The organism is Bacillus sp. 22475, assembly GCF_052044835.1.
In the GTDB taxonomy this organism is placed as follows: Bacteria; Bacillota; Bacilli; order Bacillales; family Bacillaceae_G; genus Bacillus_A; species Bacillus_A cereus.
This window is the reverse complement of record NZ_JBQENW010000002.1, coordinates 267,519-289,750: the sequence shown is the minus strand read 5'-3', so window position 1 is coordinate 289,750 and position 22,232 is coordinate 267,519. Positions and strand designations below refer to the sequence as shown.

Below are 22,232 nucleotides of genomic sequence, written 5' to 3'. Positions count from 1 at the left end.
TTCTTCTCATCTGTCAAATCTTTCACAATTTGCTGGAATTAGCACCTTATTAACAAAATGTTAATGGTTGCTGAGGCGTCACAGGGCCAGTCCCTCTACCTCTCTAGATAAGAATGTTCGTATGAAATTTTTATTATGTTTTTAACTTTACAACAAAAGATAATTGAATTGCAACTTTATTTTAAATAATTTTTATTTTTCCGCAAGTGTCATTGACTTTTACTTTTGTGCATGCTAAATTTATTAAAAAATTAACAAACATTGTTAAAAAGGGAACGCATTTCCTTTTAGCTACATAAATAAAATAATAAAGACAACTCTTATTGAGAGCGGTGGAGGGAAAGGCCCTGTGAAACCCGGCAACCTTCAAACGAAATGTTTGAAACGGTGCTAATACCTGCAAAACGAATGTTTTGCATAATAAGAGGAGGAACGATTATGTCCCCCTCTTCAAAGTGAAGAGGGGGTTTTTATATTGATAGAAATGAGGGAGATTCGTGAAATTACTAGATTTATTATCAAAAGGAATTGTAATAGGTGATGGTGCGGTTGGGACGTTATTGCATTCACATGGCTTGCAAAGTAGCTTTGAAGAATTGAATGTATCTGATCCAGACTTAATTATATCGATTCATAAACAATATGTAGCTGCTGGAGCAGATGTAATTCAAACGAATACGTATGGAGCAAATGAGGCGAAATTACGTATGTACGGCTTAGAAAATCAAGTTACAGAAATTAATAGAGCGGCAGTAAAACTGGCGAAAGCATCTGTTACAGATAAAAATGCAATTTTAGGAACAATTGGTGGTATGAAACATATCGGAGCCGTTACAACGACTGATATGGAAAGGGAGTTTATGCTACTTGAACAGGCAGGGGCTTTACTAGAAGAACAGGTTGATGGATTACTATTAGAAACTTTTTACGATGAATTTGAATTACTTCATGCTGTTAAAGTATTGCGTAAGCAAACGAACATTCCAATTGTTGCTCAATTAGCGTTACATGAAGCAGGTACGACTCAAAATGGAAATGATGTCAATGAAATATTAAAGCAACTTATAGATTACGGTGCAAATGTTGTTGGATTAAATTGTCAACTAGGGCCGCTTCATATGACGGAGGCTTTCAAAATGATATCGATTCCGCAAAATGGCTATTTATCAGCATACCCAAATGCAGGTCTCCCGAATTATGTGGAGGGACGTTACGTATATGAGGGAAGCCCAGCTTATTTTGAGGCGATGACGCCGAGATTTATTGAGCAAGGTATTCGGTTGTTAGGTGGTTGTTGTGGTACGACTCCAGAACATATTCAAAGTATGAAGCACGCTGTTGCGAATGTTACACCTGTAATAGAAAAAGACACCATTCAAAGGCCGAAAGTTGTTCATACGCATGAGAAACGTTCGAAGGCTCAAGTCACTCTAGCAGAGAAAGCGAAAAAACAAACGACAGTTGTAGTGGAATTAGATCCACCGAAAACGTTAGATACACAGCGGTTTTTTGAAGGAGCAAGAGCTTTAAAAAGAGCGGGAGCAGATGCTATTACTCTAGCAGATAATTCATTAGCATCGCCTCGTATTTCTAATATGGCAATGGGTGCGTTATTAACGAAGCATGATATCCCGGTATTGACACATTTAACGTGTAGAGATCATAACGTCATTGGACTACAATCTCATTTGTTAGGTTTATCGGCGTTAGGGATGGAAGAAGTGTTAGCTTTAACTGGTGATCCAGCGCGCGTTGGTGATTTTCCCGGTGCAACTTCTGTATACGATTTGTCCTCTATTGAGCTCATTAAAATGATTAAAGAAATGAACGATGGACGTTCAATTTTAGGGAAATCAATTGGACCGGCGACAAGGTTTTCTGTAGGCGGCGCATTTAATCCTCACGTGAGGCACTTAAAAGCAGCGGTTAAGCGAATGGAACGAAAAATAGATGCTGGAGCGGAATATTTTTTAACTCAGCCAATTTACGATATTGCGTTAATTGAAGAAGTGTATGAAGCGACAAAGCATTTGGAACAACCTATTTTTATTGGAATTATGCCGTTAGTAAGTAAGCGGAATGCAGATTTTCTTCATTTTGAGGTACCGGGTATTACTCTTCCAGAAGAAATAAGAGAGAGAATGGATGGACACGAAACGAAAGAGGCGGCAATTGAGGAAGGGATTCGCATTTCGCAAGAATTGATCGACGCAGCGATGAAATATTTTAATGGTATTTATCTTATTACACCATTTTTAAAATATGAAATTACAGAACATCTTGTTAAATATGTAAGAGAAAAGCAAGAAGTGAAAGAAGGTATTAATTGATGAAGTGTATAGAAGAAAAATTACAAAATAGCATTTTAATATTAGATGGTGCAATGGGAACAATGATTCAGCAAGAGGATTTAACTGCTGAAGATTTCGGAGGAGAAGAGTACGAGGGCTGTAATGAATATTTAGTAGAAACAAGACCAGACGTTATTTTAAAGATTCATAAAGCTTATATTGAAGCTGGAGCGGATATTATTGAAACAAATACATTTGGGGCAACGAATATTGTACTAAGTGATTATGAGCTGTCTCATTTAGATGAAGAACTAAATGAAAAGGCAGCACTTTTGGCGAAGCAAGCTGTTAAAGAAAGCGGTAAGGAAGTATATGTTGCGGGAGCGATGGGACCAACAACGAAAGCAATTAGTGTTACTGGTGGTGTGACTTTTGAAGAATTGATTGAGGCTTATACAAGGCAGGCACGAGGATTATTAAAAGGAGAAGTTGATGTATTACTCGTTGAGACGAGTCAAGATATGCGTAACGTGAAAGCAGCTTATATTGGAATTCAAGCTGCTTTTGAAGAACTGAAAAAAACGGTTCCTATTATGATTTCAGGAACGATTGAGCCAATGGGAACGACTCTGGCTGGGCAAACAATTGAAGCTTTTTATTTATCAGTAGAACATATGAAACCATTATCTGTTGGGTTAAATTGTGCGACTGGTCCGGAGTTTATGAGGGACCATATTCGTTCACTATCTGATTTATCGGAGTGTTACATTTCTTGTTATCCAAATGCAGGTCTTCCTGATGAAGATGGACATTACCATGAGTCTCCATCTTCTCTCGCTGAAAAGGTGAAGCGATTTGCTGAAGAAGGATGGGTTAATATTATCGGTGGTTGTTGTGGCACGACACCAGAACATATAAAAGCAATGAAATCCGCGCTAGCATCTCTTAAGCCTCGTGACCATCATGAGAGAGAAGGACATGGAATTAGTGGATTAGAAGCACTGCAATATGATGAGTCTATGAGACCGTTATTTGTAGGTGAAAGAACGAATGTTATTGGATCACGTAAATTTAAACGATTAGTAGCAGAAGGGAAATTTGAAGAGGCTGCTGAAGTGGCAAGAGCGCAAGTGAAGAAAAATGCTCATATTATTGATATTTGTATGGCAGATCCTGATCGTGATGAAATAGAAGATATGGAGAAATTTTTGACAGAAGTTACGAAAGTGTTAAAAGTACCGATTATGATTGATTCAACGGATGAAAATGTTATGGCAAGAGCACTTACTTATATTCAAGGAAAAGCTGTTATCAACTCTATTAATTTAGAAGATGGAGAAGAGCGTTTTGAAAAGGTAACACCGCTTCTTCGTAAGTATGGTGCTGCAATTGTAGTTGGTACAATCGATGAAGATGGTATGGCAGTAAGTGCTGAAAGAAAATTAGAAATTGCAAAAAGAAGTTACGAATTATTAACGACGAAATATGGGATACGCCCGTCAGATATTATTTTTGATGCACTTGTGTTTCCAGTAGGGACAGGTGATGAAGAATATATTGGTTCAGCGGCAGCGACTATAGAGGGCATTCGCCTTATTAAAGAAGCGTTACCAGAGTGTTTAACGATTTTAGGTGTAAGTAACATATCATTTGGTTTACCACCGGCTGGACGTGAAGTATTGAATTCCGTCTTTTTATATCATGCTACGAAGGCTGGATTAGATTACGCGATTGTTAATACGGAAAAATTAGAACGCTATGCGTCGATTCCAGAGGAAGAAAAACACCTTGCAGATGCATTACTGTTTGAAACGACGAAAGAGACGTTAGAAGAATTTACAAACTTTTACCGAGTCGCTAAAAAGAAAGATGTCGTTGTGCAAGAAACGTTAACGCTAGATGAACGACTAGCAAATTATATTGTAGAAGGTACGAAACAAGGATTACACGAGGATTTAAGTCTTGCACTTGAAGAAGGAAGAAAACCTCTTGATATTATTAACGGTCCGCTTATGACAGGGATGGATGAGGTAGGACGACTATTTAATAATAATGAACTTATTGTTGCTGAAGTATTGCAAAGTGCCGAAAGTATGAAAGCTGCTGTAAGTTATTTAGAGCCACATATGGAATCTAGCGATAGTGCAAAAAAAGGGAAAGTATTATTAGCAACTGTAAAAGGTGATGTGCATGATATTGGGAAAAATCTCGTTGAAATTATTTTAGCGAATAACGGATATGAGATTATTAATTTAGGAATTAATGTACGTTCGGATCGAATTGTTCAAGAAGTACAAGAAAAGAAGCCGGACATTATAGGCCTTTCAGGTTTATTAGTAAAATCAGCGCAACAAATGGTAACGACTGCTGAAGATTTAAAAGCAGCAAATATTGATGTGCCCATTGTTGTAGGTGGTGCAGCGTTAACGAGAAAGTTTACAGATAATCGAATTTCACCATCATATAAAGGGCTCGTTTGTTATGCGAGTGATGCGATGACGGGGCTCGATATTATTAATAAGCTTCAAAAAGAAGAAGAGCGTGAGAAGATGAAACAGGATAAAAAAGAACGTCATCTTCATATCGTAAAAAAAGAGGAGAAGAAAATAGAAATTCCAACAGTAATTGAGCCATTACCGAAGGCTGAGGTTATGGTGCCTGATTCAACAAAACGAATTGTATTACGTGATATTCCGGCTCTTCATCTCGCTCCATTTTTAAATAGACAAATGCTACTTGGGCATCACCTTGGATTAAAAGGAAATGTGAAGAAGCTTTTGAAAGAGGGAGATAAGAGAGCACATGAATTAAATGATTTAATAGATGAATTATTGCAGGAAGGACAATCTTGGTTAAAGCCGAAAGCAGTGTATCAATTTTTCCCAGCGCAAAGCGACGGACAAAACATTGTAATATATGATCCAGAAAATCATACGCGTGTTATAGAGCGTTTCACATTCCCTAGACAAGGAAAGGCTCCCTATCGTACTTTAGGCGATTATTTGCGCCCAATTGGAGATGAGATGGACTATGTTGCTTTCTTATCTGTTACGGTTGGGGAAGGAGTTCGGGACATTGCTGAAGAGTGGAAGGCGAAAGGTGATTACTTACGTAGTCATGCCATTCAATCGTTAGCGCTTGAATTAGCAGAAGGACTTGCTGAAAAAACACATATGCTCATTCGTGACCGCTGGGGCATTCCAGACTCACCTGAACTGACGATGGAAGAACGTTTCCGTACGAAATATAGAGGAATACGCGTGTCATTTGGTTATCCGGCGTGTCCAGAACTTGCAGATCAAGAAAAGCTATTTCGCTTAATTCATCCAGAGGAAATAGGTATTTCATTAACAGAAGGATTCATGATGGAGCCAGAAGCGTCCGTAACGGCTATGGTATTTTCTCACCCTGAGGCAAGATATTTTAGTGTATTATAGTCTAGAAGGGGGAGACGTATGAAGAAAATAGTCTTTACAGGTGGCGGTTCGGCAGGACATGTAACACCTAATTTAGCCATTATCCCATATTTACAAGAAGACAACTGGGATATCTCTTACATTGGTTCTCATCAAGGTATTGAGAAAACGATTATAGAAAAGGAAGGCATTCCCTACTATAGTATTTCGAGTGGAAAGCTACGTCGTTATTTTGATTTGAAAAATATAAAAGATCCTTTTCTTGTAATGAAGGGTGTTATGGATGCGTATGTAAGGATTCGAAAACTAAAACCAGATGTGATTTTTTCAAAAGGCGGTTTCGTATCTGTACCAGTCGTAATTGGAGGATGGCTAAATAGAGTACCAGTTTTATTACATGAATCTGATATGACGCCAGGACTAGCAAATAAAATTGCGCTTCGTTTTGCTTCGAAAATATTTGTTACATTTGAAGAAGCAGCGAAACATTTACCGAAAGAAAAAGTAATATATACGGGATCTCCTGTACGTGAAGAAGTGCTGAAGGGAAATCGAGAAACAGGTTTAGCATTTTTAGGTTTTTCACGTAAAAAGCCAGTTATTACGATTATGGGAGGTAGCTTGGGCGCGAAAAAAATTAATGATACGGCTCGAGAAGCATTACCAGAACTTCTTAAAAAGTATCAAATTGTTCACCTTTGCGGAAAAGGTAACCTTGATGAAAGTTTACAAAATAAAGAAGGATATAGACAATTTGAATATGTACATGGAGAACTGCCAGATATATTAGCGGTAACAGATTTTGTTATTTCACGCGCGGGTTCCAACGCAATTTTTGAATTTTTAACATTACAAAAGCCGATGGTTTTAATTCCATTATCGAAATTTGCAAGCCGTGGAGATCAAATATTAAATGCAGAGTCCTTTGAAAGGCAAGGGTATGCCTCCGTATTATATGAAGAAGATGTAACTGTAAAATCTCTTATAAAGTATGTCGAAGAATTGAATCAAAATAATGAGAAGTATAAAACAGCACTAAAAAAATATAATGGAAAAGAAGCAATTAAAACAATCATTCAAAATATTTCAGAGGCATGATGAAACAATCATGCCTCTTTTAGTAGGGTGAAAGATTCCAAGAATTGATATTTTTATGTTACAATAAAGTGAAACTTTAATCAGTTGGGGGCATCCTCCATCTAACTTCTTTGCTTTCACTGGAATTTGAGGAGGGGGTTTTACTGCCCTCAAATAGCGGGATAACAAATGGGTTAATAGGGAAATTCCAATTAATGAAGCGTGAAAATACGAATGGATTAGGAGTGACTGTGTTGGAGCTAAGTCTCTATGAAAATACTGCACTTATTATATGCTTTGTGTTGTACGTTGGTAGTGTTATTGTTTATATTTCAAGGAAATTTTCGCAAGAAAGAGAGCTTGAAAAATCAGAGATAACAGCTGAACTAGAAATGTTAGCTGATGAAAGTTATAAAAAACAAAAAATAAAAGAAGACCATGAAGCATCCCATCATTTAAACGCAAATAAGTTTTAAAGATGGGGATTTTTTTTGAAGTTGTTATTTATTATAGCTATAACAAATAACGCTAAAAAGGAGTTTCCCGATACATAATGAAGGAGTGTATATAAATGAATTTTTATATCGCCTCAGGTTTCCAAAATAAACATCTAGTATGTTCCGTAGCAAATGAACTGAAACATGCAGGATGGCACCATACATATGATTGGACCAAAAACGAAAGAGCAGTGAATCAAGAACAATTAAGAGAAATTGGTCAGGCAGAAAAAAATGCTGTAAAAGAAGCGGATGTGTTTTTACTTATATTAGATGGCGGAAACGGGAGCCATACAGAGTTTGGAATGGCGATTGCACTAGAGAAAACGATATATGTATATCATGCAGGAAACCCGCTCCAAACAACGTTCTATCACTTGCCAGAAATAAATATTTTTGAAGGAGATGTAGCTGAGTTTGCATCTTATGTTATGAATCATGTGAAATAATAGTAACTACCTAAAAGGTTATAAAAGTGATCTTTTGGGTACAGTGATGATAAGAAACGTATATAAAGGAGTACATAATATGAAATTAGAAAATGGATGGGAAACGAGCTTTTTAGAAGTCGTACAAAATAGTGAATTTAAGAAAGAGGCACTTCTTAGTCAATTGCTTTGTCAGGATAGTGAAGAAGTAGAAGAGCTTGTGGATGATTACGGCTACGAAGAACTTGTTGAACGTGAACATGATGATGAGTTAGCTGAAATCTTAGGAGAAGAACTTTTTAGTGAGATGGAACGCCAAGTATTCTTATCTTCAAACCCAGAAGAAAAACTTATTGCATTCGTCAATGGATTAGGTTTTCATGTGTTAGATTGGATCGTTCTTCTTGAAACAGAATTTGGCATTGATAGTGCAAACTTTACATCAGATGCTGTAAAGGTGTTAGAAAAGCGTTTCAGACAGTTTCCGTACATAGAGGACAATACAATTTTTGATATGACATTTGGAGAATCGATGGATGTATTAGAATCTGTTACAGGATTACAACTAAAGGAAAAGATGAACATATAATGAAAAAAGAACGTGATTCAATCACGTTCTTTTTTTACATAATAATAATTTTATCATCTAGTTTTGTCTGCCCGGTAAGAAGTGCGTTTAAATATTCCACTTTTCTTATACAAGCTTGTATATGTCTTTCAACCTCTTGTAACTCTGCTTGGTGATGTGTTTCAATTGGATGAATTTGTACGTTGAATTTTTCAAATTGACTACTATATGTTATTTCTGCATAGCCGCTCATAATATCGGTTTCGTTATGAAATAAAAATTGCCTCGTTTTGTCACAGAATGATACATCCTGAAAGCCATATACTTTTAATGCTTCAATTACTTTTTTAATCATTTTTGTATTCATTTTTTTAACCCTCTTTACGAAGTTCTACTTTTATATTATAACATAAAAAATTACACAGAAAGCGCTTCCAAGTGTATTTTATTATAAACTTTACGTTTCAATCACAAAAATGAAACAAAGAAAAAATAATTGTAAAGAAGGAAGGACTCTTTTATTGTTTCGTCATATATATAGAGAAATAGTGCAATGAAAGGAAATTTTCCGAGGTGGAGATCGTATTTCCAATTTGAGCGCAGTAAAAGAGGTGAGAATCTTGAACTTTGATATTGTAGGACAAAAAGCATATATAAAAGATGGACCGCATCGGAACCGAATTGGAATTGTAAAGAAAAACGAGACAAAATTAGCATCGCAGTTTGCTATTGTAATTGGAGAACAAATTATTGATGTAGAGCTAAAGGATATCGTGTTAGTTGGAGTAGACGTAGGACAATTTCATAAATGGTGCGAACAAAATGGTTATTTGTGAAAAGGACGGGCTGTGAGATAATGAAATATATTTGAGGAAAGAGAATATATTATTGTATTCTCTTTTTCTATGTTTAAGGAGGCGAAAATGAAATATAAAGAACAGGAGTTTACGTTGGAGTTAAAAGAGAACATTTAATGTATGGAGAAGGAAATAGAGCGAATGTCACTTAAATTGTATAAAGAGTATTCGCATTTATACATAGAAAAAAACATGGAATTAGATATGGGATTTGCAAGAGAAAAAGAGAATCCCTTTGAGGTGGGTTATTATTCAACAGTTGCTATAGCTATATTAGATGAAGAAAAAGAGATGATTAAATTTCACAATATTCCAATTTGGAAATGTGAAAGAATCTTTTTAGGAATGCCAATTCAATCAAACATTTTGGGTAGTAAGAAAGTAGGAGAACTCGCTGATGAATCTTGTTATGAGATTGAGGAAGAGTTAAAAGAGCAATTAAAAGAATACTTGGAGTGATAATTCTCAAGATAAGATCTATAAAGAGGGAACGGAATAAAAAAGACGCTAACAATTGTATGTTAGCGTCTTTCTTTCATTATGAAGCAATTTCACCAGTTTTTGTATCGTCTTGATTGTACGTATCTTGATCTAATTCACCAAGCCATTTACTTGAAATAAGACCTGCTGTCATAGAACCACTTACGTTAAGAGCTGTACGACCCATATCGATTAATGGCTCAACTGAGATAACTAGAGCAACAATACCGATTGGTAAGTTCATTGTAGATAGTACGATTAAAGCTGCGAATGTTGCACCGCCACCAACTCCGGCAACACCGAATGAGCTAATAGCAACAACAGCGATTAAAGTTAAAATAAATTGTGGTTGTAATGGATCAATTCCTACAGTTGGAGCGACCATCATTGCAAGCATTGCTGGATAAATACCTGCGCAACCGTTTTGTCCGATAGATACCCCAAATGAAGCTGCGAAGTTTGCAATTCCTTCGGAGATACCAAGCTTTTCTTTTTGAGCTTCAATATTTAATGGCATCGCACCAGCACTAGAGCGAGATGTGAATGCAAAAGTTAGTACAGGGAACACTTTTTTCAAATATTGAATTGGATTTAAACCAGACAATGCAATTAATAATAAGTGAATGATAAACATTACGATAAGTGCTACATAAGAGGCTAACACGAAGTTACCAAGCTTTAAAATAGCATTTATATCGCTACCAGCAACTGTTTTTGCCATAAGAGCTAATACGCCGTATGGAGTAAGGCGTAAAATTAATGTTACCATACGCATTACGATTGCATATACAGCATCAAGCATTTTCTTAAATAGCTCTGCTTGTTCTGGATATTTTCTTTTTACACCTATAAAGGCAATGCCGATAAAGGCTGCAAATATTACGACAGAAATTGTTGATGTTGGACGAGCGCCTGTTAAATCAAGAAACGGATTTGTAGGTAATAGCTCTAATAATTTATCTGGAATTGTTGTCTTTTCAATAGAAGTAAATCTTTCTTCAACTAGTTTCAGACGAGCAGATTCTGCATCACCTTGTTGCAAGCCTGTTGCAGATACATCAAATCCTGCACTTGCAGCGATACCGACAGCTGCAGCGATTCCTGTAGTAAGAATTAAAATTCCGATAATAAGACCACTAATTTTACCAAGGTTTTTCGTTAACTGTAATTTTGTAAATGCTGAAATAATAGATACTAAAATAAGTGGCATAACGATCATTTGGAGTAATTTCACATAACCGTTACCGATTAAGCCAAACCAAGTATTTGATTCCATAATTACTTTAGAAGTTGGCTCATAAATGAATTGTAATATAAGACCGAATAAAATTCCGACTCCTAAAGCGGTAAATACACGTTTATTAAAAGATACATGCTTACGTTGCATATAATATAATACGCCAACTAAGATGAGCATGACTGCAACGTTAATTCCGACAAGCAGTGTATTCATGTTGATTCCCCCTAATTCCAATCTGTTATATAGAATATAAGGTAATAAAACCTATAAGTCAACTAGGAAATTCCGGGATTAAAAAAAAGATGGCAAAATGCCATCTTTTAATGTCCAGCCCCAGGGACAAGTAAAAATGTCGTGTAGTATGTAAATCCTATGAAGAAAACAGTTAAATATGCCCCGAATACGTATATATACATACGCTCTGTCAATTTTAAATAGCTTAAGAGTACGAAGAAACCTGTTTGTCCTAAAAATAGTAGTGCAGCCTGTTGCATATCTCCTACGTAAAACATAACCGAGAAAATTCCAGTCCAAAAGCCGAGAACGCGAAACATGCGATCCATGCCATTTCCCTCCTTTTCTAGAAAAAGTAAAACCTCTTTTCATTATAGTTTATTTTTCTTACTATTGTAAATATTCGTTCATATAAAAAGAAGCCAATTATTATTGGCTTCTTTTTATATGAGAAATTAAATTGTTAGTTTATAATTACAAGATTTACATCCATCTAATAGACTATCATGTCGAGTTAATTCCATGTTAGGGAATAGGATTTCAAAAATTCCTTTCATCATATCTCCGTGCATGTTACAAATTTCAGTTGGATGATGAACAGCAACTTCTTTAAATGGACAATTGTGTACATCATAGAAAATTTTTGTTCCATCTGCACTTAATTCAAATGCAGGTGATAAGCCGGCTGTTGAGAAAGCTTCTTTTGCAATTTGAACTTTTTGCTCTACTGTTAAAGCATCTTCACTCACATTTAAACGTTGCATATGTTGTTGCATTAATTCGGCCCCGAATTGTTTTCCTGTTTCGTATAGCGCTTTTTCACCAGCAGCGCCAAGGCTAAGTAAAGAATTAAATGCTATTCTTGCTAACAATTGATAATCACGGAATGGAAATTGCAATTGAATAACATCTTCAGATAAGACATATAATCTGCTTGGTCTTCCGCCTTTTCCAGTTTTTTTTGTTTCCGATTTAAGCATATGAACATCTTCTAATTTAGATAAATGTAAACGTGCTACGTTTGGATGAATATCAAATTCATCTGCAATTTCTTGTACAGTTACGTAACTATGTTTTTGCGAAATATATTTATAAATGTAATAACGAGTTGGGTCAGCTAAAACACCTGTAATTTTTAAAGCTTGTTCCATGAGGATCTCCACCTTTATCACTTTATCCAAGATAATAACATTATAATACAGATAAACATGAGTATAGGTAATTTCAGACAATAATTCGGAAATTGTTCATAATTTCACAAACATATTTTTCCTTTTTACTCTAGTAAAAATACAAAATTCCAAATTTTTATTGTGCATGTTTTCATGCTATATACATAGTGAGGAGGGAAAAGTGATGAATGGGATTGAAATTTTTGCGAATACAATTTTAAAAGAAGCGTGTAGGGTACAAGCGTCAGATTTACATATTGTGCCCCGGCAGAAGGATGTAGCGGTGCAACTACGTGTAGGAAAAGATTTAATGACGAGACATTGTATTGAAAAGGAGTTTGGAGAAAAACTTGTCTCACATTTTAAATTTTTAGCATCTATGGACATAGGAGAGAAACGGAAGCCACAGAATGGCTCGTTGTATTTGCAAATTGATGGACAAGAAGTGTATTTACGCCTTTCAACACTTCCAACAGTATATCAAGAAAGTCTCGTTATTCGCCTTCATTTACAAGCATCTGTGCAGCCCTTATCACATCTTTCGTTATTTCCAAGTACGGCAGCAAAACTACTCTCGTTTTTACGCTATTCACAGGGGCTACTCGTGTTTACTGGACCGACTGGTTCTGGGAAGACAACGACAATGTATGCATTATTAGAGGTAATTAGAAAAAAGAAAACACGTCGCATCATTACACTTGAAGATCCGGTTGAAAAAAGAAGTGACGATGTATTACAAATTCAAATAAATGAAAAAGCGGGTCTCACATATGAAACAGGATTAAAGGCTATTTTACGTCATGATCCAGATATTATTTTAGTCGGTGAAATCCGTGATGAAGAAACAGCAAAAATAGCTATAAGAGCAAGTTTGACAGGACATTTAGTCATGACAACGCTGCATACGAATGATGCGAAAGGAGCAATCATTCGTTTCATGGATTATGGTATAACGAGGCAAGAGATTGAACAGTCTTTATTGGCTGTAGCTGCACAGCGACTTGTCGAATTGAAGTGTCCGTTTTGCAGAGGAAAGTGCTCAACTTTATGTAAATCAATGAGGCAAGTAAGGCAAGCAAGCATTTATGAGCTACTATATGGATATGAGTTAAAACAAGCGCTTAAAGAAGCAGATGGAGAATGTGTTACTTACACACATGAGACTTTAGAATCGTCAATACGAAAAGGATATGCTTTAGGTTTTTTAGAAGATGATGTTTATGTTTAAGAAAACTTGGAGTTTAAGTGATCAAGTAGTATTGTTGAAACGTTTAGGAGAATTATTAGAAAAAGGCTACTCTCTTTTACAAGCATTAGAATTTTTACAGTTTCAATTACCTGTAGAAAAGAAAGTACAATTGCAGCGCATGATTGAGGGGTTAAAAGATGGGAAAAGTCTACACGATTCTTTTCATCAGTTAAAGTTTCATCAGGACATGTTAAGTTATTTATTTTATGCCGAGCAACATGGTGATATTTCTTTTGCTTTGCAACAAGGAAGTGCACTTCTTTATAAGAAAGATAAGTATAGGAGAGACATGATGAAAATCATGCAGTATCCTATGTTTTTGATGTTTTTTCTACTAATCATGCTTTTTATTTTCAACCTCATTTTATTACCTCAGGTTGAAATGGTTTATAGTTCGTTCGGTTCTAATATACCACTACTTACAGAACAAATTTTAAGTGCAATAAAACTGCTACCTTACATTATTTTAACCGCTATTTTAACTGTTATTATTGGATGTAGTTTGTATATGTTGTATTTTAGGAAACTTCCACATATTAGACAGGTAAAAATCATGCTTCGTATGCCCCTCATCAAAACATTTCTTATTTTAAAGCATTCACATTATTTTGCTACTCAGTTGAGTGGTTTATTAAATGGTGGACTATCAGTATGCGAAGCTTTAACAATAATGATGGAGCAAAGATATCATCCGTTCTTTCAATATGAAGCGAGCCGGATTGAAAGACAATTAATTGGAGGAGAACAGTTACAATCTATCGTTGCTAAAAGTGGGTATTACGAGAAAGAACTTTCTTATGTTATTACGCATGGACAAGCAAACGGCAATTTAGCGATTGAATTAGGTGACTATAGCGATCTTATTATGGAAAAGATGGAACGGAAAATTAAACATATGTTAGTTATCATTCAGCCTATTTTATTTACATGTATTGGAGGAATCGTTGTCCTTATGTATTTAGCGATGATTATGCCGATGTTTCAAATGATGAATTCTATTTAGGGGGCATTTGTATGCAGAATGAGGAAGGATTTACTCTGTTAGAGATGCTATTAGTAATGGTTGTCATAACTATATTATTACTATTAATTATTCCGAATGTAGTTACACAGCGCTCATCGGTCCAAGGAAAAGGGTGTGCAGCTTACGTGAAATCTATAGAAGCGCAAATACAAGTATATCAATTACAACATAATAAAATTCCATCGTTAAAAGAACTGACAGATGAAAAGTATATTACAACTGATAAGTGCCCGAATGGCGAATCTATTCATATTTCAGATGATGGCGCAGTATCAATTAGGGCATTGTGAAACAACAGGGGTTTACTTTTTTAGAAATGTTACTCGTTTTATTTGCTATTTCTGTATTAAGTATAGTTACGTATTTTAGTGTTCATTCCTTATACGAGCGACAAAAAGTTGAACAATTTTTGAGACAGTTTTCAAATGATATTTTGTATATGCAGCAATTAGCGATAAATCGTCAAAAGCACTATACATTACGTTGGCATAAAGATAGAAATATGTATGCTATAAAAGAGTCAGGTACAAAGTATTATATCGTCAAGCGAGAGTATGAAGAAGATATACAAATTGATTTGCATACGTTTCCAAATCCGATGACATATAATCCAAGTGGAAATATTAATAGAGGTGGTACGATTATAATTTCATATCGAAATTATAAATATGAAATTGTATTTCAGCTTGGAAGAGGGAGATTTACGTATCGTGAAATGTCAAAAAGGATCCATAATGGCTGAAATGATTGTATCGTTAAGTGTTTTAATGATGGCTGTATCGTTACTACTACCGCAAACAGTATTAGTTATGCAAGAAAGAAAAAATATACAAATTCGTTATAAGGCATCTGGATTATTAAAAAAGGAAGCAATTATATATATGTATGGAAATGAAGAAAAGCGAATAATAGAAAAGAATATAAATGGAATTGTGTATTACACATATTGGGGAGGCAATGAAGTTTGTACCATGTGGAGAGATGTGAAAGACAGAGTGATGGAACAATGCTTTTATGTAGGAGAAAAAATAAATTAGAATTTGGTTTTTCATTAATAGAAATGATTGTATGTCTGTTTCTATTATCAATATTTTTTTTTGCTCTTTCCCCGCCTACATTTCATTGAAATGGAAAATAAACAGTCAAAAGGATTAAATGATTGGGAGTGGGATGTGTATTTAGGGCAAATGCAATTGGAGTTTCGTGAAGTATCATCTGGAGAACAGCTAGCATTTGAAAATGGAGAAAGTGTTTTACGATTCCAATCGCGTAATGGGAGTGAAGTATCGTATGAAAAAGAGAATAGTCGTCTTATAAGAAAGGTAAATAGGCGCGGGAGGGAAGTTGTTTTACAAAATATTGGAACGGTTTCTTACAAACTAACACCTCATGTACTCATTATAAATTTGAAAGATACTAGCGGAAAAATATATGAAGGTGTAGTTATGCGATATAGTAAAATGGAAATGAATGTATGAGAGGGCAAAATGGGTTTACAATGCCTGGAACGATTATCTTTCTTATTTTATTAACTTCTTTTTTTATATACGAAACAAATATGTTGTTTACAGATAAAAATTTTTATATAGAAATAGAACAAAAGTTTTTACTGGATGAACTACTTAACCGATCTATTACAGATATAAAAAAAGACTTACAGCAAAAAGAAAAAGAAGGTGCATTTTTCTTTCAGTATGAAAAGGGAGAAGTGAGTGGAAATTATATCTTTGAAAATGATTTAATTCTCGTTGCGTTGCAGTGTACACTCAAACAGGAAGCTTTCTATACGGTGAGCTTTCGGTATAGAAAAAAGGATGGAAAAATAGTCGATTGGATAGAAGGATAATATGTAAAAAATACGAAGAAAAACCAGGGATTTCTATTGTAAATTGAATTGATTTTTTAGAAGAAATGGATAAATATAATGATTAAAAGTTTAAATTTTCTCAAAAAAGAGAAAGGTAGAAAGAATGTGATATATTCATGCTATCCAATCATTATTTTTAGGGAGAATAGGGAAATGACAAACAACAATCAAATAGGTGAAAATAAGGAACAAACTATTTTTGATCATAAAGGAAATACGATTATGACAGAAGATAGAGTAATACACATTATTTCAAAATTCGAAGAACCTCTTATTGTCGTATTAGCAAATGTACTGAGTGATGAAGAGTGCGATGAATTGATTGAAATGTCTAAAAATAAAATGGAGCGTTCTAAAATTGGTTCATCACGTGATGTAAATGATATTCGAACAAGTAGCGGTGCATTTTTGGAAGACAGTGAACTTACTTTAAAGATTGAAAAACGAATTTCATCTATCATGAATGTTCCTGCGTCGCATGGTGAAGGATTGCACATTTTAAATTATGAAGTGGATCAACAATATAAAGCACACTATGATTATTTTGCGGAACATAGTAGATCAGCTGCTAACAATCGTATTAGTACGCTTGTAATGTACTTAAATGATGTAGAAGAAGGCGGGGAAACGTACTTCCCGAAATTAAATCTTTCTGTACACCCTAGAAAGGGAATGGCAGTATACTTTGAGTATTTTTATCAAGATCAATCACTAAATGAGCTTACGTTACACGGAGGGGCACCTGTAACGAAAGGCGAGAAATGGATTGCAACGCAGTGGGTGAGAAGAGGTACTTATAAGTAAAAGCGAGTGTTACGTTTTGTTCTTTATAGTATAAGAACAAAACGTTTTTTTATTAAACAAAGTAGCATCTTTCGTTATAATAACAATTAATAAATGACGATTGAGAGGACAGAAAATGAAATCTATATACATAACCGGCTACATGGGAGCGGGGAAAACAACAATTGGAAAAGCGTTAAGTAAAGAACTTCAAATGGATGTTGTAGATACTGATCAAAAAATCGAAGAGAAGCAAGAGAAGGCAATTCGAAATATTTTTGCCGAAGAAGGCGAAATGGCTTTTCGGGAATATGAAAGCGAAATGTTACGTGCGCTACCAGTCCATAATGTCATTATTACAACTGGTGGGGGAATTATTGAACGAGCGGAAAATCGCAAGTGGATGAAAGAGAACGGAACTGTCGTGTATTTATATTGTGATCCGCATGTAATTGCAGAAAGGCTTAGTGAAGATACGACACGTCCACTATTTCAAAAGAAAGATATAGATGCATTTGTAACGAAATTTGAATCACGCCGAGCTTATTATGAAGAGGCTCACATTCATATCGATACGACAAATAAGTCTGTAAAGCAAATTATGAATGAATTAAAGGAAAAGATTAATGTATAAAAAAGTGGACATACTAATCAAGTAGAGGTGATGATAATATGTCTACTAATGATTATGTTCGCTTTGTGACGCAGCAGTTTGTGTCGTATATGGATGCTCCAAAAGAAGATCGAAAACAAAAGAAAGAACAACGCCGTGCTGAAAAAGAGCCATTTATGAATAAGTGGTTTGGTGTTATGCCGCTGAGTGCTGCTTTGTTTTACCGAAATGTAAAAAGTAAAAGAAAAAAATCAAGTTGAATTTTAGTCATATGTCTAGCAAACCAAAAATCCCCTAGTGTCGTATTACACTAGGGGATTTTTATTTACTGCACGGATTCTTGTTCTTCCGTAACGGCATGTATTTTATTGTTCACCCATACAAATCCTATTCCGATACAAATAGAAATGCCCCAGCCTACAGCGGTCATAATCGCTCTCATTTCACCATAGCCATCTACACCAAAAACAGAGATGAAATAAATTTTTAAAAAGCTTTTTAATATAAATTGCAGCCCGAAAAATAACGTTAAATATTGCAGTGCTGGATATATACGACTATCACGATAAAGCTCACGACTTTTATCGCGGTCATGGCCTTGCAGCGCTGCAATATCCGCAGCGAAATATAACATGAGTGGTTTTTTTATGAAAATTGTACAGATGACGATAATACCGAGTACGATGTGATAATATGCATCATTCCACAACATTCGTTCAGCTGACCCAGATAATAAATCTACCGTTGTATTAGAAATGAGTGTAATTAAAATAAAGAACCCTGTCACGTTAAACTGTTTTTCTTTTTTAAAGGTATACAGTGTATAAATAATCCCCGGAACAGAGGAAAGTAACATCGCGTAATAAGGATCGATATAAGGTTTTGCAAATTTCCAAATGAGGAATGGGATTACGAGATAAAAGACAAGATCTAATATAGCTTTTTTATTTTGATTCATACAAAGCCTCCTTAAGTCATACATATATTTTATAATATAATTTCTGAAAATTGTATAAGGTTTAATGGGAAAAGAAAAAATATATCAATTTTCGAGGGGGTAGTAGATTGAAAAAATTGCCCCTAGCGTAGTAAGTTTTTTTAGTATATAATAAAGGAAACGCTTTCATTTTTAATTTGTTCACAAAATGGACGGAAAATCACATATTTACTATCGATATGTTGCTTTATAATGAAACTAATTAAATATACATGCATACAATATTGTGAAATAAATAACATAAATAATCTATATAAATGTAAACGTTATCAAAAGAGAGAGGTGGAGACAATGAGTAAATTTTTCTTCAATCATAATCCAGCAACAGTAGAGGATGGAAGGCTTGTTAAATATGCTGAAATTATTTATGGAGAAGGTGGCCGTTCTGTATTAGAAAATTTAATGGTGAAGGCATCTATCAGATTGCGTGATCGTTATCCGAATAAATCTGACGAGCAGATCTCGAACCTAGTAAATAAAGGCATCCATGATATGTTTCAAAAATATGTGAGCGAGTAAGAGTGGCCAATGGCTGCTCTTATTTTTTTGTATAAGGATTGTAACTCTAGCTGAAAATAAACATGTATTTTGAAAAACGCAAAAAGGAGTGGGAAAGATGAGCAATGGAATTGGACGTTCGAAAGAAAATCTTCCAACTGATGCAAATCATGTGAGCGCAAAGGATCGTGCACAGCAGAAACGTATGGCACAGAAAAAACAGCAAGAGCGTAGTGGTGATAGCGAGTAGGGTAGAAAATAGCTCAAAAGAGGCTCCTTCTAAAGCAGAAGGAGCTTTATTTTGATAGAAAATGATTCGCGGTAACATAAAAGAGTCCACCGTTAATAATTTGCACTGTAATACGTGGTTCATACTGTTCTTGCAGAGCTTGTTTTTCAATTTCATAGCTCTCAGGAAGTTCGTCACTTTCTTCATAAAAACGGTTTAAAAGGTCTAAATCATGATTCCAACGCACTCTTGCTTCTTTTGCCCACGTATGGTCATCTTCTGCAATTATATTTTTTAAAGCGTCTTCTATGCGTTGTAAACCACTTTGAGGTTTAATGATGGGCGAGAGCGTAAAACAAAAATCAGGTATTTTTGGTGTAAGTTTAATGTTTGTTAATGTTTCATGAAAGTTTGCCATCATTGTTCCAGAAATGAGATGAATACCAATCGAGTGAAGGATGTCTTTTTTTCGATCACATTGATAGGAAACTTTTATATTAATACCGAGCCAAGGGTGGAGCGGTGTATGTGTTGCCCCATTATGTCTTACATCCTCATATAAACGTATGTATGAGCCTAATTCTTTTGTCGTTTGGAAAATTTGATGTAGACGTGGTGAACCGTAGTGAATAAGCTCACCATCATTTTCTTCATTTTCTGGATTTGTAATAAGAGTAAGGCGCATCGGATTCGGTACGCCTCCTGTTTTCTCAAGATAGTGCCAATAAAAAGGGCGATTCATTAATAATTTATCCATCTCAATTGTTAACTGTACATCTAATAAATGAGGAGAACGTTCTAAAATTTCACAGTTATTCGCCTCAAAGAAATTGTATAAGTAATTATGAATTTCATGTTGCTGCATAGCCTTGCACCTCAGCTTCATTTCGTTTCGCAAAGTCGATAATAGATGTTAAGTTTTCCATCTTAATTCTAATTTCACCTTCGCTTTTTGATTGCGCGAAAATTTCTTGAATGTGTGTGTCGATGTTTTTCATATTAATTCTCGTTAAAATTTCATCGAGTTCACCGATAACACGCTCGAATAAGTTGATTTTTTCATATAACAGTTTCAGAATATGTTCTTCAACAGTATGCTTTGTAGCTAAGTTATAAATATGGACATCATTCTTTTGACCGAGACGGTGAATACGTCCGATTCTTTGCTCAAGACGCATTGGATTCCATGGCAAATCATAATTGATCATATGGCTACAAAACTGTAAGTTAATGCCTTCTCCGCCAGCTTCCGTTGCAATTAACACTTGGGCACGATTTTGGAAAAGTTCCTTCATCCAATCTTTCTTCCCGCGTTTAAATCCGCCGCGGAATGGGACAGAAGAAATACCGTGTTGTTGTAAAAACCATTGTAAGTACATCTGTGATGCTCGGTATTCCGTGAAAATGACGACTTTATCGTCAATTTCTTTTATAAGCTCTAGAGCTTTAGTTGCTTTCGAGTTGAAAGGAATATGATTAATTTTGTCCATTAGCACATCGATATGTGGATCTTTTATATAATGTTCATTTTCTTTCTGTCTTTTTTCTACATGCTTTTTCAATGAATAGTAAACAGCCTCACGGCTACTGCACGCTTCCCTTTTTAAAGTTAACGATGAGAAAGCAGATGTGAAGGCGTCTTGCCCTCGCCAATTTTCGATATCATTATATAGAGCTTGTTCTTGTTCATTAAACTCAACAAAAATTGTACGTACATGTCTCTTCGGCCAATCGATACCGGTATTATGTCGTCTATTTCGCACCATTACTTTGTTAATGAGAGCTTTTAAGTCTTCATCTGATTCGGCTGAACGATTTTTGGAAGCGTAATATTCTTCAAAGTTGGATTGATTGCCTAAATGTCCTGGCTTTAATAAAGAAACAAGGTTAAAAATTTCATCAATTTTATTTTGAACAGGAGTAGCGGTTAGTAATAAACAAAACTTCTTTTTTAATCGTTGTGCAAATTCATAGTTTTTTGTTTTATTATTTTTCAGTTTATGTGCTTCATCGATAATAATAAGGTCATATTCTAAGTTCAACACGATATCGCGATGTGGTGAACGTTTTGCAGTATCAATTGATGATACGATTACGTCAGCTTGTTCCCACGAGTAGCTTTTCTTTTGTGCTACAGCGGGAATGAAAAACTTTGTATTCAGCTCGTATGCCCATTGTGATACGAGAGAGGCTGGGACAAGTATAAGTACCTTTTTCACAAGCCCGCGGACCATATATTCTTTCAAAATAAGTCCAGCTTCGATTGTTTTTCCAAGACCTACTTCATCTGCTAGAATCGCTTTACCGTTCATTTGTTCAATCACATTTTGAGCGACTTCTAATTGATGCGGAAGCGGCGTGAAATGGGATAAATGCTTCGGTGCTTGTAGTCCATCAAAAGTAGGAACAAGTAACGATTTTTCTGTTTCATAAGCTAAGTGATATAAATCCCAGTTTGTCCAAGGACCATCTTCATCAATTCTATTTAAAAAATTGTTTTGCCACGTCCGATCTACGGAAATATCGACATTCATTACGACTCTCCCACCTTTTGTAAACTAAAGTAATTATTTTTTAATGTATGATGATTTGCCTTAAAAGAAGGCATAATTATCGTTATTAAAGGCTATATGATAGACAATAATAAAGTATTAAATCTCAAAAGCTGTATTTATTGTGTTTTAACATAAAAAATTCTAAATTATTTTTTAT

Annotated in this window: 27 protein-coding genes, 1 pseudogene and 2 riboswitches; of the genes and pseudogenes, 20 read left to right on the top strand and 8 right to left on the bottom strand. The window is 35.1% G+C overall.

Going from position 1 to position 22,232, the window contains the following annotated elements:
* Positions 1 to 3: 3 nt before the first annotated feature.
* Positions 4 to 114, bottom strand: a riboswitch (SAM riboswitch).
* 203 nt (positions 115 to 317) lie between these two features.
* A riboswitch (SAM riboswitch) is annotated at positions 318 to 427 on the top strand.
* A gap of 70 nt (positions 428 to 497) precedes the next feature.
* The 6 genes from ACTJJY_RS04885 to ACTJJY_RS04860 all read left to right on the top strand — a co-directional run bounded on the left by ACTJJY_RS04885 (position 498) and on the right by ACTJJY_RS04860 (position 8,298).
* Positions 498 to 2,330: a bifunctional homocysteine S-methyltransferase/methylenetetrahydrofolate reductase gene (locus tag ACTJJY_RS04885; protein WP_440605107.1), complete on the top strand. Its 1,833-nt coding sequence runs from the start codon at positions 498 to 500 to the stop codon at positions 2,328 to 2,330.
* A complete protein-coding gene (metH, locus tag ACTJJY_RS04880) occupies positions 2,330 to 5,728 on the top strand; it encodes a methionine synthase (protein WP_440605106.1) in 3,399 nt (1,132 codons plus the stop codon). Before ACTJJY_RS04885 ends, metH begins: the two co-directional genes overlap by 1 nt.
* An 18-nt stretch (positions 5,729 to 5,746) precedes the next feature.
* A complete protein-coding gene (murG, locus tag ACTJJY_RS04875) occupies positions 5,747 to 6,805 on the top strand; it encodes an undecaprenyldiphospho-muramoylpentapeptide beta-N-acetylglucosaminyltransferase (RefSeq protein ID WP_000724780.1) in 1,059 nt (352 codons plus the stop codon).
* A 194-nt stretch (positions 6,806 to 6,999) separates the two neighbouring features.
* A complete protein-coding gene (locus tag ACTJJY_RS04870) occupies positions 7,000 to 7,260 on the top strand; it encodes a DUF3966 domain-containing protein (protein WP_000817964.1) in 261 nt (86 codons plus the stop codon).
* Between the two features lie 95 nt (positions 7,261 to 7,355).
* Positions 7,356 to 7,730: a nucleoside 2-deoxyribosyltransferase gene (locus tag ACTJJY_RS04865; protein ID WP_001012331.1), complete on the top strand. Its 375-nt coding sequence runs from the start codon at positions 7,356 to 7,358 to the stop codon at positions 7,728 to 7,730.
* Positions 7,731 to 7,809: 79 nt separating this feature from the next.
* Positions 7,810 to 8,298: a hypothetical protein gene (locus ACTJJY_RS04860; protein WP_000764263.1), complete on the top strand. Its 489-nt coding sequence runs from the start codon at positions 7,810 to 7,812 to the stop codon at positions 8,296 to 8,298.
* Between the two features lie 34 nt (positions 8,299 to 8,332).
* On the opposite strand, the gene ACTJJY_RS04855 is transcribed toward ACTJJY_RS04860, so the two are convergent.
* Positions 8,333 to 8,644, bottom strand: a complete 312-nt coding sequence (locus ACTJJY_RS04855) for a hypothetical protein (RefSeq protein ID WP_001093240.1) — start codon at positions 8,642 to 8,644, stop codon at positions 8,333 to 8,335.
* Between the two features lie 253 nt (positions 8,645 to 8,897).
* On the opposite strand from ACTJJY_RS04855, the gene ACTJJY_RS04850 reads away from it, so the two are divergent.
* Together ACTJJY_RS04850 and ACTJJY_RS04845 are read left to right on the top strand one after the other, a co-directional pair.
* Positions 8,898 to 9,113, top strand: coding sequence for a DUF3912 family protein (locus ACTJJY_RS04850; protein ID WP_001008326.1), 216 nt, complete (start codon positions 8,898 to 8,900; stop codon positions 9,111 to 9,113).
* 141 nt (positions 9,114 to 9,254) lie between these two features.
* Complete coding sequence (locus ACTJJY_RS04845; protein WP_440605105.1) at positions 9,255 to 9,593, top strand: hypothetical protein; 339 nt, start codon at positions 9,255 to 9,257, stop codon at positions 9,591 to 9,593.
* A 79-nt stretch (positions 9,594 to 9,672) separates the two neighbouring features.
* Here the strand turns inward: ACTJJY_RS04845 and ACTJJY_RS04840 are convergent, their stop codons facing one another.
* The 3 genes from ACTJJY_RS04840 to ACTJJY_RS04830 form a co-directional block, all read right to left on the bottom strand.
* Positions 9,673 to 11,067 (bottom strand): L-cystine transporter, encoded by a 1,395-nt coding sequence (locus ACTJJY_RS04840; RefSeq protein ID WP_440605104.1) that lies wholly within the window; start codon positions 11,065 to 11,067, stop codon positions 9,673 to 9,675.
* Positions 11,068 to 11,174: 107 nt separating this feature from the next.
* Positions 11,175 to 11,417, bottom strand: coding sequence for a DUF2626 domain-containing protein (locus tag ACTJJY_RS04835; protein ID WP_000375619.1), 243 nt, complete (start codon positions 11,415 to 11,417; stop codon positions 11,175 to 11,177).
* A 126-nt stretch (positions 11,418 to 11,543) separates the two neighbouring features.
* Positions 11,544 to 12,239 (bottom strand): helix-turn-helix transcriptional regulator, encoded by a 696-nt coding sequence (locus ACTJJY_RS04830; RefSeq protein ID WP_000434107.1) that lies wholly within the window; start codon positions 12,237 to 12,239, stop codon positions 11,544 to 11,546.
* A 205-nt stretch (positions 12,240 to 12,444) separates the two neighbouring features.
* Here ACTJJY_RS04830 and comGA point away from each other — a divergent pair, with 205 nt between their 5' ends.
* From comGA to ACTJJY_RS04780, 10 genes and pseudogenes are all read left to right on the top strand, one after another.
* On the top strand, positions 12,445 to 13,488 hold the full coding sequence (gene comGA, locus ACTJJY_RS04825) for a competence type IV pilus ATPase ComGA (protein ID WP_440605103.1): 1,044 nt from the start codon (positions 12,445 to 12,447) through the stop codon (positions 13,486 to 13,488).
* Positions 13,481 to 14,512, top strand: coding sequence for a competence type IV pilus assembly protein ComGB (gene comGB / locus ACTJJY_RS04820; protein ID WP_440605102.1), 1,032 nt, complete (start codon positions 13,481 to 13,483; stop codon positions 14,510 to 14,512). The genes comGA and comGB overlap by 8 nt, the downstream gene beginning before the upstream one ends.
* A gap of 11 nt (positions 14,513 to 14,523) precedes the next feature.
* The gene (gene comGC, locus ACTJJY_RS04815) at positions 14,524 to 14,823 is read left to right on the top strand and encodes a competence type IV pilus major pilin ComGC (RefSeq protein WP_001178687.1); all 300 of its coding nucleotides are present in this window, start codon (positions 14,524 to 14,526) and stop codon (positions 14,821 to 14,823) included.
* On the top strand, positions 14,820 to 15,275 hold the full coding sequence (gene comGD, locus ACTJJY_RS04810; protein WP_000813141.1) for a competence type IV pilus minor pilin ComGD: 456 nt from the start codon (positions 14,820 to 14,822) through the stop codon (positions 15,273 to 15,275). The genes comGC and comGD overlap by 4 nt, the downstream gene beginning before the upstream one ends.
* Positions 15,268 to 15,570 carry a hypothetical protein gene (locus ACTJJY_RS04805; RefSeq protein ID WP_000829467.1) on the top strand — a complete coding sequence of 101 codons (303 nt, stop codon included), beginning with the start codon at positions 15,268 to 15,270 and terminating at the stop codon, positions 15,568 to 15,570. Before comGD ends, ACTJJY_RS04805 begins: the two co-directional genes overlap by 8 nt.
* A pseudogene (gene comGF, locus ACTJJY_RS04800) lies at positions 15,540 to 16,011 on the top strand (competence type IV pilus minor pilin ComGF). Before ACTJJY_RS04805 ends, comGF begins: the two are co-directional and overlap by 31 nt.
* Positions 16,008 to 16,379: a competence type IV pilus minor pilin ComGG gene (comGG, locus tag ACTJJY_RS04795; protein WP_440605101.1), complete on the top strand. Its 372-nt coding sequence runs from the start codon at positions 16,008 to 16,010 to the stop codon at positions 16,377 to 16,379. The pseudogene comGF and the gene comGG overlap by 4 nt, the downstream one beginning before the upstream one ends.
* A 174-nt stretch (positions 16,380 to 16,553) precedes the next feature.
* Positions 16,554 to 17,204 carry a 2OG-Fe(II) oxygenase gene (locus ACTJJY_RS04790; protein WP_440605100.1) on the top strand — a complete coding sequence of 217 codons (651 nt, stop codon included), beginning with the start codon at positions 16,554 to 16,556 and terminating at the stop codon, positions 17,202 to 17,204.
* Positions 17,205 to 17,319: 115 nt separating this feature from the next.
* Positions 17,320 to 17,817, top strand: a complete 498-nt coding sequence (locus tag ACTJJY_RS04785) for a shikimate kinase (protein WP_089607627.1) — start codon at positions 17,320 to 17,322, stop codon at positions 17,815 to 17,817.
* A gap of 38 nt (positions 17,818 to 17,855) precedes the next feature.
* On the top strand, positions 17,856 to 18,056 hold the full coding sequence (locus ACTJJY_RS04780) for a YqzE family protein (protein WP_000106083.1): 201 nt from the start codon (positions 17,856 to 17,858) through the stop codon (positions 18,054 to 18,056).
* A gap of 65 nt (positions 18,057 to 18,121) precedes the next feature.
* Here ACTJJY_RS04780 and ACTJJY_RS04775 read toward each other — a convergent pair whose 3' ends face one another.
* Together ACTJJY_RS04775 and ACTJJY_RS04770 are read right to left on the bottom strand one after the other, a co-directional pair.
* The gene (locus ACTJJY_RS04775) at positions 18,122 to 18,754 is read right to left on the bottom strand and encodes a VC0807 family protein (protein ID WP_001073111.1); all 633 of its coding nucleotides are present in this window, start codon (positions 18,752 to 18,754) and stop codon (positions 18,122 to 18,124) included.
* 140 nt (positions 18,755 to 18,894) lie between these two features.
* A complete protein-coding gene (locus tag ACTJJY_RS04770) occupies positions 18,895 to 19,011 on the bottom strand; it encodes a hypothetical protein (protein WP_001987222.1) in 117 nt (38 codons plus the stop codon).
* Between the two features lie 73 nt (positions 19,012 to 19,084).
* Here ACTJJY_RS04770 and ACTJJY_RS04765 point away from each other — a divergent pair, with 73 nt between their 5' ends.
* Entirely contained in the window at positions 19,085 to 19,312 is a 228-nt protein-coding gene (locus ACTJJY_RS04765) for a hypothetical protein (RefSeq protein WP_000032702.1), read from the top strand.
* A gap of 97 nt (positions 19,313 to 19,409) precedes the next feature.
* The gene (locus ACTJJY_RS04760; RefSeq protein ID WP_000064665.1) at positions 19,410 to 19,541 is read left to right on the top strand and encodes a hypothetical protein; all 132 of its coding nucleotides are present in this window, start codon (positions 19,410 to 19,412) and stop codon (positions 19,539 to 19,541) included.
* Positions 19,542 to 19,587: 46 nt separating this feature from the next.
* Here the strand turns inward: ACTJJY_RS04760 and ACTJJY_RS04755 are convergent, their stop codons facing one another.
* Both ACTJJY_RS04755 and ACTJJY_RS04750 read right to left on the bottom strand, forming a co-directional pair.
* Positions 19,588 to 20,385: a YqhG family protein gene (locus ACTJJY_RS04755; RefSeq protein WP_001183964.1), complete on the bottom strand. Its 798-nt coding sequence runs from the start codon at positions 20,383 to 20,385 to the stop codon at positions 19,588 to 19,590.
* Positions 20,372 to 22,054, bottom strand: a complete 1,683-nt coding sequence (locus ACTJJY_RS04750) for a DEAD/DEAH box helicase (RefSeq protein WP_440605099.1) — start codon at positions 22,052 to 22,054, stop codon at positions 20,372 to 20,374. The genes ACTJJY_RS04755 and ACTJJY_RS04750 overlap by 14 nt, the downstream gene beginning before the upstream one ends.
* Between the last annotated feature and the right edge of the window lie 178 nt (positions 22,055 to 22,232).